This is a genomic window from Pseudomonas moorei (genome assembly GCF_008801475.1).
Lineage (GTDB): Bacteria > Pseudomonadota > Gammaproteobacteria > Pseudomonadales > Pseudomonadaceae > Aquipseudomonas > Aquipseudomonas moorei.
This window is the reverse complement of record NZ_VZPP01000005.1, coordinates 206,745-221,535: the sequence shown is the minus strand read 5'-3', so window position 1 is coordinate 221,535 and position 14,791 is coordinate 206,745. Positions and strand designations below refer to the sequence as shown.

Below are 14,791 nucleotides of genomic sequence, written 5' to 3'. Positions count from 1 at the left end.
AGACTAATGTTTGGTATCAGCTTCTCTGAACTGCTGCTCGTCGGCCTCGTCGCCCTGCTGGTACTGGGCCCCGAGCGTCTGCCGGGCGCTGCGCGCACCGCCGGCCTGTGGGTCGGGCGTCTGAAGCGCAGCTTCAACGCGATCAAACAGGAAGTTGAACGTGAAATCGGTGCCGACGAGATCCGTCGGCAACTGCACAACGAGCACATCCTGTCGCTTGAGCAGGAGGCACGGAAGATCTTCACGCCGACCCAGCAGGAGCCGACGCCGGTGGAGCACGTGGGTGAGCAGTCGATTCACACACCCGCCGCACCGACGCCAACGCCTGCGCCGGCTGCCGTTGTCGCGACAACCGAAGCGGCGCCCGTTGTGGCGACACCTGCGGTTGAACCTGTTGCTCCAGCCGCCGCACCTGTCGCGCCGGCTCCTCATGACCCAACACTGCCGCCGCGAGCCCCATGAGCGATCTTCCTGAAAACGACCAGCACATGCCGCTGGTTTCGCACCTCACCGAGTTGCGTACCCGCCTGCTGCGCTGCGTAGCGGCGATTTTCATCATCTTCGCCGGGTTATTCGCCTTCACCCAGCAGATCTACACCTTCGTCTCGACACCGCTGCGCGCCTACTTGCCAGCCGGCGCGACGATGATCGCCACCGACGTGTCGTCGCCGTTCCTGACGCCGCTGAAGCTGACGATGATGGTGTCGCTGTTCCTGGCGATCCCGGTGATTCTGCACCAGATCTGGGGCTTCATTGCCCCAGGCCTGTACAAGCATGAAAAGCGCATTGCAGTACCCTTGCTGATCTCCAGCATCATGCTGTTCTACACCGGCATGGCGTTCGCCTATTACCTGGTGTTCCCGCTGATCTTCAAATTCTTCGCCTCCGCTACTCCGGCCGGCGTGGAAATGATGACCGACATCACCAGCTACCTCGACTTCGTCATGACGCTGTTCTTCGCGTTCGGCGTGGCGTTCGAGATTCCGGTGGCCGTGGTGCTGTTGGTGTGGATCGGCGTGGTCGACGTCAAATACCTGAAGAAAATCCGCCCGTACGTGATCATCGGCTGCTTCGTGGTCGGCATGATCCTGACGCCACCGGACATCTTCTCGCAGACCCTGCTGGCCGTACCGATGTGGCTGCTGTTCGAGATCGGCATCCTGTTTGGCAGCCTGGTCAGCAAGCGCGGCGAACATCCGGACGACCAACCGGCTGACGATCACAACGACCAGCCGCCAGCGACCCAAGCGTGAACCTGCTGCTCCTCGAATCGGCCGACTTCATTGCGGCCGACCGGGTGATCCTGCGTGATCGCCGGTTGACCCACATGCAGGAAGTTCACCGCTGTGAAGTCGGTGACAGCATGCGTGTCGGCCGTATCGACGGGCTGATGGGTTCCGCCGAGGTGCTGCGCCTGGACGCCACTGAAGCGGAATTGCGCGTCAACCTCGACCAGCCTCCCCCCGCCAAGCTGCCATTGACCCTGGTACTGGCCCTGCCACGGCCCAAAATGCTGCGCAGGGTGTTCCAGACCGTGGCGGCCATGGGTGTGCCACGGATCGTGCTGGTCAACAGCTATCGCGTCGAGAAGAGCTTCTGGCAGACCCCGTTCCTGGAGCCTGAAGCGATTCGCGAGCAGTTGATCCTCGGCCTCGAACAGGCCCGGGACAGCGTGCTGCCGGAAGTGGTGATCGAGAAGCGCTTCAAGCCGTTCGTCGAAGATCGCCTGCCGGCCATCGTCGAAGGCACCCTCGGCCTGGTAGGCCATCCCGGCCAATACCCGCCCTGCCCTCGCGCCCTGAGCGAACCGGTGACCCTGGCCATTGGTCCGGAGGGTGGCTGGATTCCTTACGAGATCGACCTGCTGGGCAAGGCCGGGTTGCAGCCAGTGCAACTGGGCGAGCGCATCCTGCGGGTCGAAACCGCCGTCACCGCCCTTTTGGCCCGCCTCTTCTAGATTCCGCCCCTGTAGGAGGGAGCTTGCTCGCTCCTACAGTTCATCATCCCCCCATACATCGGACGCACCTACAGAATCGCACTCGCCTGCCGATACATCCCCCATAAAACCAATGTGTGGTCCGGGGAGTTGCAGCATGTACCAATGGCTAGCCGATAAGCTGGGAAACGTCAGCGTCAAACGCAAACTCGGAATCGGTTTTGGTCTGGTGTTATTGCTGACCCTGCTGATCACCTTCACGGGCTGGAGCGGTCTGGGCAACGTGACCAGTCGTGGCGATAAGCTGGGTTTCATTTCCGATATCAACGGGGTGACCAAAGACCTGCGCATAGCACGCCTGGATTACGAAATGCGTCGCGGCGAACAAGGCCCTGGTGCCGTCAACGAGCAATTGAGCAAACTCGAAAGCGACCTGAAAACCGCCCGTAGCCTGATCGAGCAACCCGCTGACGTGGCACTGGTCGATCAACAACTGGCCGCCGTCGCCGAGTACCGTCGCGCGTTCAGTGATATGACCCAGGCCGGCGCTCAGCGTGAAGACGCCCGCAGCAAACTCGGTGCCACCGCCGACAACGCCGTGGCCCATGTCGCCGAAGTGGAAAAATTCATGCTGCAAGGCGATAGCGTGACCGCCTTCAACAGCGTCATCGACCTGAGCAAATTGATCCAGCAGGCCCGCTTCCAGGTGCGCGGCTACACCTACAGCGCCAAGAGCGAGGCCGAGCAGCCAGCCCTGGACGCCATCGACAACGCCCTGAAAAACCTCGAAAGCCTGCCGGCCAAACTGCCCGAGGAACACATCGCCAACCTGAAGCAGGCGACCGACTCACTGAAGGCTTACCGTGCCGCCGTCAGCCAGTTCCGCGATTCCCAGGTCGCCAGCGCCAAAGCCCTTGAGCGCATGGCCGCCCAAGGCGAGATCCTGCTGGACGTCAGTAAAAAACTCACCGCCTCGCAAACCGTTGTCCGTGACACCGACGTCGCCCATGCCAAGAACATGCTGGCCCTCGCCACCGTCTTGGCCATGGCCTTCGGCCTGCTGGCCGCCTGGGCGATTACCCGGCAGATCATCATTCCTCTGAACCAGACCCTGCTCGTGGCCCAACGTGTGGCCGGCGGCGACTTGACCCACGACCTGAACTCCCCACGCCAGGATGAACTCGGCCAACTGCAACGCGCCATGCAGAGCATGACCCAAGGCCTGCGCGAACTGATCGGCGGCATCAGTGATGGCGTCACGCAAATCGCCAGCGCCGCCGAAGAGCTGTCCGCCGTCACCGAGCAGACCAGCGCCGGGGTCAACAGCCAGAAGGTCGAGACCGATCAGGTGGCGACCGCCATGAACGAAATGACCGCCACGGTGCAGGAAGTCGCGCGCAACGCCGAAGAAGCCTCCGAGGCCGCCGTCGCCGCCGATCAGCAGGCCCGTGAAGGTGACAAGGTAGTGGGTGAAGCGATCGCGCAGATCGAGCGCCTGGCCCTGGAAGTGGGTCACTCCACCGAAGCCATGGGCGAGCTCAAGCGTGAAAGCGACAAAATCGGCAGCGTCCTCGATGTAATCAAGTCCGTGGCCCAGCAAACCAACCTGCTGGCGCTCAACGCAGCGATCGAAGCGGCGCGCGCGGGTGAGGCCGGACGGGGTTTTGCCGTGGTCGCCGACGAAGTCCGCAGCCTGGCGCAACGCACCCAGAAGTCCACCGAAGAGATCGAAGAGCTGATCGTCGGCCTGCAAAACGGTACCCAGCAAGTATCGGCCATCATGGACAACAGCCGCGCCCTGACCGACAGCAGCGTCGAACTGACCCGCCGCGCCGGCGGCTCACTGGAAAGCATCACCCGCACCGTGTCGGCGATCCAGGCGATGAACCAGCAGATCGCCGCCGCTGCCGAGCAGCAAAGCGCCGTGGCGGAAGAGATCAACCGTAGCGTGCTGAATGTGCGGGATGTGTCAGATCAGACCTCGGCGGCCAGCGAGGAGACGGCGGCGTCCAGTGTTGAGCTGGCGCGGTTGGGGACGCATTTGCAGATGCTGGTGGGGCGGTTCAGGGTTTGAGGTGATTCATCTGCCTCGGTTCGATCTGAACCGAGGTGATGTCAGCGCGGGCAAGTCACGCTTCCACAGTTTTTGCGTCGAGTGTGATCAACCCAATCACTGTGTGGAGGCTTGCCCGCGATGGCGCCCGACAGGACGCTGCACGTACAGGACCTGACGCAGGAAGCCCTACGCCCGAAGATCCTTCGGCTGATCGTTCCCACCGCTTGCGCACGATCATAAAAAAACCCGCTTTCGCGGGTTTTTTCATCAGGCCAACTGCGGCTGAATGCTCACTGGCTTGAGCGGAAGCAGCGGTGCATGAGGGTCGGCCTTCACCGACTTGCGCCACGCGCCCAGCCACTCCTGGTGACCTTCGCTCCAGACCTGCTCATGCAGGCGAGCCAATGCCACTGGGTCGCTCAACAGTTGCACACGTTCATTGTTGGTCAGCCCATCAGGCCCGACCTTCATCGCGTGGCGTACCCGCTCGACGCGCAGCCACTCGATCGGTTCCGCCTGACGGTGACGGGAGGTCGCCAGCGAGCACGCCAGGGCGTTCTGCTGCGGGTCGACCACTGAACGGACAAAGCCGTCATTCAGTGCATGCCAGCGGTTTTCGTGGGTGTACTGGTCGGTGGCCAGCAACGCCTGCGGCGGATTGTATTCCTCAGGGATCAGGAACAGGCTCTCGTCACGGGACTTGAGGCCCAGGCCGACACGGCTGGAAATCACCGATACCGGGATGGACAGCATCAACGAACCGACGATCGGCACCAGCCACCAGAGGAAGCTCGGGTTCAGCCAGATCACCAGCAAAGCCCAGAAGAAGCCGAGCAAGGTTTGCGGACCATGGCGTTTTACCGCCTCGCTCCACGGCGTGGAATCGTCGTCACGTTGCGGCGAGTTCCAGGTCGCGGCCCAGCCGAGGAACGCGGCAAGGACGAAACGGGTGTGGAAAATCATCCGCACCGGTGCCAGCAGCATGGAGAACAGCATCTCCAGCAACATGGACAGGGTCACCTTGAACTTGCCACCGAACTCTTTCGCGCCCTTGGCCCAGATCAGGATGATGCTCAACAGCTTCGGCAGGAACAGCAGCACGATGGTGGTCGAGAACAGCGCAATGGCCTTGTCCGGGTGCCATTGAGGCCACAGCGGATAAAGCTGGCGCGGTTCGAGGAAGTACTGCGGCTCCATCAGCGTGTTGACCGCCAGCAGCGCCGTCGACAGCACGAGGAAGAAGAACCACAACGGCGCCGACAGGTAAGACATCACACCCGTGAGGAACACCGCACGGTGCACCGGGTGCATGCCCTTGACCAGGAACAGTCGGAAGTTCATCAGGTTGCCGTGGCACCAGCGACGGTCACGCTTGAGTTCGTCCAGCAGGTTCGGCGGCAGCTCTTCGTAACTGCCAGGCAAGTCGTAGGCAATCCACACGCCCCAACCGGCACGGCGCATCAGCGCGGCTTCGACGAAGTCGTGGGACAGAATCGCACCGGAAAACGCGCCTTTACCGGGCAACGGCGCCAGCGCGCAGTGGTCGATAAACGGCTTCATGCGGATGATTGCGTTGTGGCCCCAGTAGTGGGATTCGCCCAACTGCCAGAAGTGCAGGCCGGCGGTGAACAGCGGACCGTACACGCGGGTGGCGAACTGCTGCATGCGCGCATACAGCGTGTCCATGCCCGACGCACGAGGCGCGGTCTGGATGATCCCGGCGTCCGGCGTGGCTTCCATCAAGCGCACGAGACTGGTCAGGCACTCACCGCTCATCACCGAGTCGGCGTCGAGCACGACCATGTACTTGTAGTCACCGCCCCAACGGCGGCAGAAGTCGTCGAGGTTACCGCTCTTGCGCTTGACGCGACGGCGGCGGCGGCGATAGAAAATCTTGCCGAAGCCCCCTGCCTCGCGGCAGACGTCCAGCCAGGCCTGTTGCTCGGCGACGCAGATATCGGCGTCGTTACTGTCGCTGAGGACGAAGAAGTCGAAGCGGTCCAGATCACCCGTGGCCGCGACCGACTCGAAGGTCGCGCGCAGACCGGCGAATACCCGGGGCACGTCTTCGTTACAGATCGGCATCACCAGTGCGGTGCGCGCGTCTTTCGGAATCGGCTCGTTGCCGGCACTGGCGCCGGAAATGCGGTACTTGTCGTGACCGGTGAGCAACTCCAGGAAGCCCATCAGTGCCGTCCAGAAACCGGCCGATACCCAGCAGAACAGGATGCCGAACAGGATCAGGATGCTGGTCTGCAATGCATACGGCAGCACTTGCGTGGCGGTTTGCAGCAGCGGTTGATGCAACACTTCGTTGAGGTCGACGAACGACCAGCCCTGGTACGGCATGATGCCTTTCATGTACCAGCCAGCGACGATGGTCTGGCCGAGCATCAGCAGCAACAGAATGTAGCGACGGATCGAACCGACGGTGCGCCAGCGCGCAGCCGGCAGGACACGTTCGTCCTTCGGCGGCTTGGGCGGGTTGGTACGACCGGTCAGGCGGCGCCAGCCACGCACCAGGATATTGGTGCGCCACGGTTCCGGCACGACCTTGGTCCGACGGATCGGCGGGGTCGCCTTGAGGCAGACCCGACCGTTGGCGTCGAGCACCAGCATTTCGGCGTCTTGCAGCTCTTCGGCGGTACTCAGGGTCAGGCGCTTGCCGACCGAAGCCTGGGCGGCATCGGTCGGGGCGTCGAACGCCTGGGACGAAAGACGTTCGTGCAGTTCGCTGAAGGACTGGCAGCCCGCGAGTTCCGCGCGCTGCTGGTCGGTCATCGGCAGGTGCGCCAGGTACTCGGACAGAGTCTCTGGCTGTACGTGTGAATTACTCATCGGCAGGCAACTGATAGCTCCAGGTCTCGGTCAGGACTTCTTCAGTCGATGCCGATTCCGGTGTGGCTGGGGCCGCGTCGGCAGCGACAGGCTGCTTGGCGTCTTTATTGGCCTTGTCCTTGGCATCTGCAACCGGCTTGGCGTCACCCTGAGTAGCCTCGGCCTGCTTGGCTTCCTTGTCCGTTTTCTCCTGTTGCTTGGCGGCGACCTTGTCGGCCTTGGCCACGGAGGAGTTGGAGGCCGGAATCGAAGTCTTGGCCAGGTCGGCAGGCGTGACGTTCTGAACCAGCGCCGCACGCATCTCGGTGGACTTGCTCGGGTCCTTGATCTTCATGCGCAGGGTCAGGCGCCAGCCCTTGGTCTCGGGGTTGTAGCGCACGCTGTTTTCCACGAGCTCGGCGTTGTCGCCGACGCTCACCTGGCTGCGAACGTCCGCATTCTCTGGCAGTGCCGCCAGGGATGGGCCTTCGAAGTCCACCAGATAGGCGACGCTACCGTCTGGCTGACGAATCAGGTTGGACTGTTTGACATCGCCGGTGGAACGCAGGGTCTGCTTGACCCAGGCGCTGTCCGGAGCGTGGATCGAAGCTTCATCCATGGTCCAGTGCATACGATAAGCGACATCGAGCGGCTGGCCAGGTTCCGGCAGTTTTTCCGGGCTCCAGAAAGCCACGATATTGTCGTTGGTTTCGTCGGCGGTCGGAATCTCTACCAGATCGACGGAGCCCTTGCCCCAATCGCCTTTCGGTTCGATCCAGGCGCTTGGACGCTTGTCGTAGCGGTCGTCGAGGTCTTCATAGTGGCTGAAGTCACGACCACGTTGCAGCAGACCGAAACCGCGCGGATTCTCGACGGAGAAGTTGCTCACGGCCAGGTGTTTCGGGTTGTTCAGCGGACGCCAGATCCACTCGCCGTTACCGGCGCGGATCGACAGACCGCTGGAATCATGCAGTTCGCGACGGTAGTTCAGCACTTTCGATGGCTGGTTGGCACCGAACAGGTACATGCTGGTCAGCGGTGCAATGCCGAGCTTGGAAACTTTGTCACGCAGGAACATCTGCGCCTTGACGTCGACAATGGTGTCGCTGCCTGGACGAAGGATCAGTCGATAGGCGCCGGTCGCCCGTGGCGAATCCAGCAACGCGAAGATCACCAGGTGCTTGTCGCCCGGCTTGGGCTGTTGAATCCAGAATTCGCGAAAACGCGGGAATTCCTCACCGGATGGCAAGGCGGTATCGATCGCCATGCCGCGAGCGGACAAACCATAGACGTGGCCTTTGCCGACAACGCGGAAGTAACTCGCGCCGAGCATGGTCATGATTTCGTCTTGCTTGTCAGCCTTGTTGATCGGGTACAGCACACGGAAACCGGCGTAACCCAGTTGCTCGGTGGCTTTTGGATCGAATTTCAAGTCGCCGAAGTCGAAACGACTTGGGTCGTATTTGATCTCCTCGACGTCGTTCGCCGTGATTTCGTTGATTTTCACCGGCGTATCAAAATGCATGCCCTGGTGATAGAACGACAGCTTGAACGGAGTTTTCTGGTCCGCCCATTCGGCTTTTTCCGTCAGAAAACGAATTTTCTGATAGTCCGCGAATTTCATCTCGCGGAATTCGTTTGGCAGGTTACTGCGAGGCGCTTCGTATTTTTGCCCGGCCAGTTCTTTTGCCTTGGCCGATACATCATCCAGATTGAAGGCCCAAAGCTGGCCGGCGCTGAGCAGGGTGAGCAGAGCAGAGCCCGCTACCAGAGCGCTACGTAACCGTTTGGCAGACAATTTTGGTGCGTTACAGGGACTAACAATCACGAGCAACCCTCGCCGAAAACAGATCAAAAAACCAACGGCCAGTTAAAGGGTCTGTACGGTTTCCGATACGAAAAAACCGGCCATACAAACCACTCTTGCCAAGTTGGCGAGCATTGTTCCGACTCCGATGGGGCTAAATGATTCCCCAAACGGTTCAGGACAAGTCTCTACCTAAGTCAAAATGGACCAACGAACGCTGATCCCCGTAGCGCGCGATTATCTAGTAGGCCGCGTTACAACGCATCAGGGGTAACAAAGTATTTATCGGGAAACACCCCTGTTTTCAGTCGAAAACCGCGCAAAAAGGTGTTTCAAGCGCTTTTACGTCTGTAACAGGAAGGTTACCGGGCCATCATTGACCAGGTGCACCTGCATATCCGCGCCGAATCTACCTGATGCCACAGTGCCATGCACCTGTTTCGCTTTGCCTAATAGATAGTCGAAAAGCTCCTCGCCCAGCGCCGGAGGGGCCGCGGTCGAAAAACTCGGGCGCAACCCGCTCTTGGTGTCGGCGGCCAGGGTGAACTGCGAGACCAGCAGCAACCCGCCACCCACGTCCGCCAGGGACAGGTTCATCTTGCCCTCGGCGTCACTGAACACTCGATAGTTAAGCAGCTTATTGAGAAGTTTGTCGGCGCTGGCCCGAGTGTCCTCGGGCTCGACGGCGACCAGCACCAATAAACCCTGGTCGACTGCGCCAACCACCTCGCCCGCTACCTCGACCCGCGCCCCACGCACGCGCTGCAGCAGGCCCTTCATGCTTCTTCAGGTGTCAGGTCGAGCAAGCGCCGGGCCATCTGATCGGCGGCACGCACCAAGGCATCGGTAATCCCCGGCTCAGCGGCGGCATGACCGGCGTCACGGATAATTTGCAGCTCGCTGTTCGGCCAGGCCTGGTGCAGTTCCCAGGCGTTGTCCAGCGGGCAGATCACGTCATAACGACCGTGGACGATCACCCCCGGCAAGTGAGCGATTTTGCCCATGTCGCGAATCAACTGGTTCGGCTCGAGGAAGGCATTGTTGGTGAAGTAGTGGCACTCGATACGGGCGATCGACAGCGCGCGCTGAGGCTCGGAGAAACGATCGACCACCTGCGGGTTCGGACGCAGGGTCGCGGTCCGGCCTTCCCAGGTGGACCAGGCCTTGGCCGCATGCATCTGGGCAATTTGATCGTTGCCGGTCAGGCGCTTGTGGAAAGCCGTGAGCAAATCGTCGCGCTCGTCCAGCGGGATCGGCGCGATGTAGTCCTGCCAGTAATCGGGGAACAGACGGCTGGCACCGGCCTGGTAGAACCACTCGATTTCCTGCGGACGGCAGAGAAAAATCCCGCGCAGGATCAGACCATGCACGCGTTCCGGATGGGTTTGCGCGTAGGCCAGCGCCAGGGTCGACCCCCAGGAACCGCCAAACAGCACCCATTTTTCGATGCCCAGGTGTTTGCGGATCCGCTCGAGGTCGGCGACCAGATCCCAGGTGGTGTTGTTTTCCAGGCTGGCGTGGGGCGTGGAACGGCCGCAACCGCGCTGGTCGAAGGTAACAATGCGATACAGATTTGGATCGAAGTAGCAGCGACTCTGGGCGTCGCACCCGGCGCCGGGGCCGCCATGGATGAACACGACCGGCAATCCTTCCGGTGAACCGCTTTCGTCGACGTACAGCGTATGGGTTTCATCGACAGCCAGATCATGCCGGGCGTAGGGTTTGATCTGCGGGTACAAAGTCTGCATTGCGCGCTCCGTAAGGGGTCTGGGTCATCCCTGGGGGGACTTCTATTATTCTGCCGTTGGGCATCATAAACCCGAATTACGCCAATGAGCATGTCCTTGCAGAGTCAGAGTCTGGGCGTCAGATATCCGAGCAGCGCTTCATACAGCCTATTCACCTCGGCAACCTGCCCCCGCGCCCGCAAACAACCGTGCACCAATCCTTCGCCGTAATACAACGTCGTCGCTACGCCAGCAGCCATCAGTCGTTCGGCATACCGCACGCCGTCATCGCGCAGCGGGTCGAATTGCGCCACGGCGATGAAGGTTGGGGGCAATCGGTGAAGATCCGTGGCGAGCAACGGCATCGCATAGGCTCCCGGGTTTCGGGTGCCGCGCAGATACAGCGCGTGGTAGCAATCCACATCACTGCTGCTCAGCAACGGGGCATCGATGCATTCGCTGCGTGAAGCCAGCCCCTGATCACCACCGAGGCCCGGATAGATCAGCACTTGCGCGGCCGGCACGGGCTCGCCCACGTCACGCAATGCCAGACACAGTGCAGCGGCCAGATTGCCACCGGCGCTGTCGCCGGCCACCAGTGTGCGTTGGGGGTCGAGCTGAAAGGGTCCGGTTCGCAACGCGCGCCAGACGTTCAGGCAATCATCGAATGCCGCTGGAAAGGGGTGCTCCGGTGCCAGCCGGTAGTCGACGGCAATCACCAGCACGCCCAGTGTCGATGCCAACTCGGCACAGATGAAGTCGTGGGAGTCCAGGTCCCCTACTACCCAACCGCCACCATGCAGATAGAGGATGCAGGGCGCACCACCGGTCGACGACGTAGCCGGGGGTTGATAGGACCGCACCGGGACACCGGACAATTCAAAGTCCACCACGTAGAGCCCGGCGGGACGTGCCGGGGTGAACGCCCGGCACATCTCGCTGTAGGCCTGGCGCAAGCCGGCCAGGCTGCTGTCGGTACTGTTGAAACTGACGGTTTTCTCGACGAAAGCCGTCATCTGTTCGGAAAGCGGATAAGGCGCCATGAGTCTGCTGCCCGTTCAGGGGGGGGAATGTATACCCCTGTAGGAGCGAGCCTGCTCGCGATAATGGCCAACGATAACGCGGTAAGCCTGATACCCCGCGGTGTTCTCGGGTTTATCGCGAGCGAGCTCGCTCCTACAGGTTCTGCTGTCAGTTCTTCAGACTGGCCTGCACCGCTGCCACACCATCCTTGCCATCAAAACTGCTGACGCCCGCCAGCCAGCGCTGAAGATCTTGCGGGTGTTCACGCAGCCATTTTTTGGCAACGTCCTGCGCCGTCTGGCGCTCCATGATCGGCACCATCAACTGACTTTCCTGGGCGGCGGTGAAGGTCAGGTTCTCCAACAGCCGATTGACGTTCGGGCAGCGCTGGGCGTAATCGGGAGCGGTCACGGTAGAAACGGTCGCCGCCCCTTCGTTCGGCCCGTAGACATCTTCGCTGCCGGTCAGGTAGGCGATCTTCATGTTGATGTTCATCGGGTGCGGCGTCCAGCCGACGAACACCACAAACTCCTTGCGGTTCACTGCCCGCTGCACGGCTGCGAGCATGCCGGCCTCGCCGGATTCGATCAGCTTGAAGTCCTTGAGGCCAAAGTGATTGGTTTCGATCATGGTCTTGATCGTAGTGTTGGCGCCGCTGCCCGGTTCGATGCCATAGATCTTGCCGCCAAGCTGATCCTTGAACCTGGCGATATCGCCAAAGGTTTTCAAACCGGCGGCCGCGACATAGTCAGGCACCGCGAGCGTTGCCTGGGCGTCGGCCAGGCTAGGCTTGTCCAGGACCTTCACTTGATTGGCGGCCAGGAACGGCGCGATGTTCTTGTCCATCGCCGGCTTCCAGTAACCGAGGAAAATGTCCAGGCGCTTGTCGCGAATGCCGGCGAAGATGATTTGCTGCACGGCGCTGGTTTGCTTGCTTTCATAGCCAAGGCCATTGAGCAATACATCGGCCATGCCGCTGGTGGCGATCACGTCGGTCCAGTTGACCACGCCCATGCGCACGGCTTTGCAGGAGGCGTCGTCAGCGGCCAGGACGCTGGTGCTCAGGAGAGCGGTACCGCAGAGGATTGAGAGACAGCGAGTGAACAAACCTTTGGTGCTTGTCATAGAGGGCGTTCTCGAGCGGCAGCGGATTGTTATGGGTTCGGTGTCTTCGTGCACCGTGCCCGGAACATTACGCAGCAGTCGAGCTGTAAAAGCGACCTGTGGCGACCGAGTTTTGCACAGCGGCGACTGTTCCTGCCAGGTATTGAAAAGAACGCCAAACCAATGTGGGAGCGAGCCTGCTCGCGATGAGGCCATGACATTCAACATTTCTGTTGCCGGTCAGTCCGCTATCGCGAGCAAGCTCGCTCCCACAAGGTTTGTTTAGGGTTTTAGCGCTTGTAGTGGGTTTCACCCCACGCCAACAGCCCTTGCAGCAATTCCTTCAACACCACCTGCGTCGGCTCGGCCAGATCCGGCCGGTAACGGAACGGCTCGAACTCTTCCATATACGTGCACTGGCCCAACTCCAGTTGCACGGCATGGATGTTCTCGGCCGGGTTGCCGTAGTGCCGGGTGATGTGGCCGCCCTTGAAGCGACCATTCAGCACATGGCTGTAGTCCGGGTGTCCGGCGCAGATCGATTCCAGCCGGGTCGCCAGCTGCGGATCGCAACTGGCGCCATTGAAGGTGCCGAGGTTGAAGTCCGGCAGTTTGCCGTCGAACAGGTGCGGGATGATCGAGCGAATCGAGTGCGCATCGAACAGCAGCGCATAGCCGAACTCGGCTTTGAGACGCGCCAGCTCCTGCTGCAAGGTGCTGTGGTATGGCGTCCAGATCTGCTCCAGGTAGGTCGCGCGCTCTTCTTTCGAAGGCTCCAGCCCTTCGCGGAACAGCGGCACACCGTCAAACAGCGTCGCCGGGTACAGACCGGTGGTCGCGCCCACGTACAACGGCTTGTCGTCGGACGGCCGGTTCAGGTCGATGACGAAACGCGAGTACTCGGCGGCCAGGGTGCTGGCGCCCAGTTCGGCGGCGAAATCGTAGAGCTGCGGGATGTGCCAGTCAGTGTCCGGCAGGCTTTTCGCGGCCGGGATCAACCCGGCCTCGACCACCGGAGTCAGACGCACGCCAGCGTGGGGCATGCTGATCAGCAGCGGCACGCGGCCTTGTTTGAAGTTCAGAACCTTATCCACAACTGCTCTCCTACAGACTTGTTTCGACGCCGTGACGCACGACGCGTTTTTCCAGATCACCGCCCAGCCAGTACGACAGGTCAGCCGGACGATCGATTTGCCAGGCAACGAAATCCGCGACCTTGCCCACCTCCAGCGAACCATGGGTATCGGCCATGCCCAAGGCAGTGGCGGCGTGAATCGTGGCGCCGGCCAGCGCTTCTTCCGGGGTCATGCGGAAACAGGTGCACGCCATGTTCAGCATCAGGCGCAACGACAGGCCCGGTGAAGTGCCGGGATTCAGGTCGCTGGCGATGGCGATTTTCACCCCGTGCTTGCGCAGGGCGTCCATCGGCGGCAATTGGGTTTCGCGCAGGAAGTAAAAAGCGCCGGGCAGCAGCACCGCGACCGTACCGGACTTGGCCATGGCGATGGCATCGTCTTCGGTCATGAATTCCAGATGATCGGCGGACAGTGCGTGGTAACGCGCCGCCAGGGTCGAACCGTGCAGGGACGACAATTGCTCGGCATGCAGTTTCACCGGCAGCCCCAGTTCCTGAGCGGTGATGAACACCCGCTCGACTTGCGCCGGGGAAAACGCCAGGTATTCGCAGAACGCATCCACCGCATCCACCAGCCCTTCGGCGGCCAGGGCCGGGAGCATCTCGGCGCAGATGTGATCGATGTAGTCGTCGGCGCGATCCACGTACTCAGGCGGCAATGCATGGGCCGCCAGGCAAGTGCTGCGCACGCTGACCGGCAGCTCGGTGCCAAGGCGGCGGGCCACCCGCAGCATCTTGCGTTCGTTGGCCAGGTCGAGGCCGTAACCGGATTTGATTTCGATGCTGGTGACGCCATCGCGCATCAGGCTTTTCAGACGCTTGGCGGCGCTGGCGAACAGCTCATCTTCGCTGGCCGCGCGGGTGGCGCGCACGGTGCTGGCGATGCCACCACCGCTGGCGGCGATTTCCGCGTAGCTGACGCCTTGCAGACGCTTCTCGAACTCACCGCTGCGGTTCCCGCCGAACACCGTGTGGGTGTGGCAGTCGATCAAGCCCGGCGTCACCCAGGCCCCGTTCAAATCATTGACCGTCGGGTACTCGCCCGCCGGCAGTTCAGCACGCGGGCCAACCCACTCAATGTGCGCACCGGACGTCACGATGGCCGCATCCTCGATGATCGAGTAGACGCCTTGCGCCATGGTTGCGACGTGGCAGTGTTGCCAGAGCGTTTTCATCCGTGGCCTCC

General features: G+C 61.5%; 12 protein-coding genes and 1 pseudogene. 5 read left to right on the top strand and 8 right to left on the bottom strand.

Going from position 1 to position 14,791, the window contains the following annotated elements; genetic code table 11:
• The first annotated feature begins 6 nt into the window (after positions 1–6).
• The 5 genes and pseudogenes from tatB (at position 7) to F7R06_RS31425 (ending at position 4,010) form a co-directional block, all read left to right on the top strand.
• Entirely contained in the window at positions 7–462 is a 456-nt protein-coding gene (gene tatB / locus F7R06_RS11255) for a Sec-independent protein translocase protein TatB (RefSeq protein WP_090328165.1), read from the top strand.
• A complete protein-coding gene (tatC, locus tag F7R06_RS11250) occupies positions 459–1,253 on the top strand; it encodes a twin-arginine translocase subunit TatC (RefSeq protein WP_090328162.1) in 795 nt (264 codons plus the stop codon). Before tatB ends, tatC begins: the two co-directional genes overlap by 4 nt.
• Entirely contained in the window at positions 1,250–1,957 is a 708-nt protein-coding gene (locus F7R06_RS11245; RefSeq protein ID WP_090328160.1) for a 16S rRNA (uracil(1498)-N(3))-methyltransferase, read from the top strand. Before tatC ends, F7R06_RS11245 begins: the two co-directional genes overlap by 4 nt.
• A gap of 112 nt (positions 1,958–2,069) precedes the next feature.
• Positions 2,070–3,155, top strand: a pseudogene (locus F7R06_RS31430) (methyl-accepting chemotaxis protein); the annotation flags it as partial.
• Positions 3,138–4,010 carry a methyl-accepting chemotaxis protein gene (locus F7R06_RS31425; RefSeq protein WP_425415244.1) on the top strand — a complete coding sequence of 291 codons (873 nt, stop codon included), beginning with the start codon at positions 3,138–3,140 and terminating at the stop codon, positions 4,008–4,010. The pseudogene F7R06_RS31430 and the gene F7R06_RS31425, both read left to right, overlap by 18 nt.
• A 249-nt stretch (positions 4,011–4,259) precedes the next feature.
• On the opposite strand, the gene mdoH is transcribed toward F7R06_RS31425, so the two are convergent.
• The 8 genes from mdoH to hutI all read right to left on the bottom strand — a co-directional run bounded on the left by mdoH (position 4,260) and on the right by hutI (position 14,780).
• Positions 4,260–6,830, bottom strand: coding sequence for a glucans biosynthesis glucosyltransferase MdoH (gene mdoH, locus F7R06_RS11235; RefSeq protein ID WP_090328155.1), 2,571 nt, complete (start codon positions 6,828–6,830; stop codon positions 4,260–4,262).
• Positions 6,823–8,637, bottom strand: a complete 1,815-nt coding sequence (locus F7R06_RS11230; RefSeq protein WP_090328152.1) for a glucan biosynthesis protein G — start codon at positions 8,635–8,637, stop codon at positions 6,823–6,825. The genes mdoH and F7R06_RS11230 overlap by 8 nt, the downstream gene beginning before the upstream one ends.
• Before the next feature lie 321 nt (positions 8,638–8,958).
• On the bottom strand, positions 8,959–9,396 hold the full coding sequence (dtd, locus tag F7R06_RS11225; protein WP_034148582.1) for a D-aminoacyl-tRNA deacylase: 438 nt from the start codon (positions 9,394–9,396) through the stop codon (positions 8,959–8,961).
• A complete protein-coding gene (pip, locus tag F7R06_RS11220; protein WP_090328150.1) occupies positions 9,393–10,364 on the bottom strand; it encodes a prolyl aminopeptidase in 972 nt (323 codons plus the stop codon). Before pip ends, dtd begins: the two co-directional genes overlap by 4 nt.
• 104 nt (positions 10,365–10,468) lie before the next feature.
• A complete protein-coding gene (locus F7R06_RS11215; protein WP_090328147.1) occupies positions 10,469–11,386 on the bottom strand; it encodes an alpha/beta hydrolase in 918 nt (305 codons plus the stop codon).
• Between the two features lie 148 nt (positions 11,387–11,534).
• Entirely contained in the window at positions 11,535–12,491 is a 957-nt protein-coding gene (locus F7R06_RS11205; protein ID WP_090328139.1) for a choline ABC transporter substrate-binding protein, read from the bottom strand.
• A gap of 269 nt (positions 12,492–12,760) precedes the next feature.
• Complete coding sequence (hutG, locus tag F7R06_RS11195; protein WP_090328136.1) at positions 12,761–13,564, bottom strand: N-formylglutamate deformylase; 804 nt, start codon at positions 13,562–13,564, stop codon at positions 12,761–12,763.
• 10 nt (positions 13,565–13,574) lie between these two features.
• The gene (gene hutI / locus F7R06_RS11190) at positions 13,575–14,780 is read right to left on the bottom strand and encodes an imidazolonepropionase (RefSeq protein ID WP_090328133.1); all 1,206 of its coding nucleotides are present in this window, start codon (positions 14,778–14,780) and stop codon (positions 13,575–13,577) included.
• Positions 14,781–14,791: the final 11 nt, after the last annotated feature.

What these genes read in the sequence shown, in the direction of transcription:
- pip (WP_090328150.1), bottom strand. Translation starts at nt 10,364, where the DNA reads ATGCAGACTTTGTACCCGCAGATCAAACCCTACGCCCGGCATGATCTG.
- F7R06_RS31425 (WP_425415244.1), top strand. Translation starts at nt 3,138, where the DNA reads ATGCAGAGCATGACCCAAGGCCTGCGCGAACTGATCGGCGGCATCAGT.
- F7R06_RS11205 (WP_090328139.1), bottom strand. Translation starts at nt 12,491, where the DNA reads ATGACAAGCACCAAAGGTTTGTTCACTCGCTGTCTCTCAATCCTCTGC.
- dtd (WP_034148582.1), bottom strand. Translation starts at nt 9,396, where the DNA reads ATGAAGGGCCTGCTGCAGCGCGTGCGTGGGGCGCGGGTCGAGGTAGCG.
- F7R06_RS11215 (WP_090328147.1), bottom strand. Translation starts at nt 11,386, where the DNA reads ATGGCGCCTTATCCGCTTTCCGAACAGATGACGGCTTTCGTCGAGAAA.
- tatB (WP_090328165.1), top strand. Translation starts at nt 7, where the DNA reads ATGTTTGGTATCAGCTTCTCTGAACTGCTGCTCGTCGGCCTCGTCGCC.
- hutI (WP_090328133.1), bottom strand. Translation starts at nt 14,780, where the DNA reads ATGAAAACGCTCTGGCAACACTGCCACGTCGCAACCATGGCGCAAGGC.
- tatC (WP_090328162.1), top strand. Translation starts at nt 459, where the DNA reads ATGAGCGATCTTCCTGAAAACGACCAGCACATGCCGCTGGTTTCGCAC.
- mdoH (WP_090328155.1), bottom strand. Translation starts at nt 6,830, where the DNA reads ATGAGTAATTCACACGTACAGCCAGAGACTCTGTCCGAGTACCTGGCG.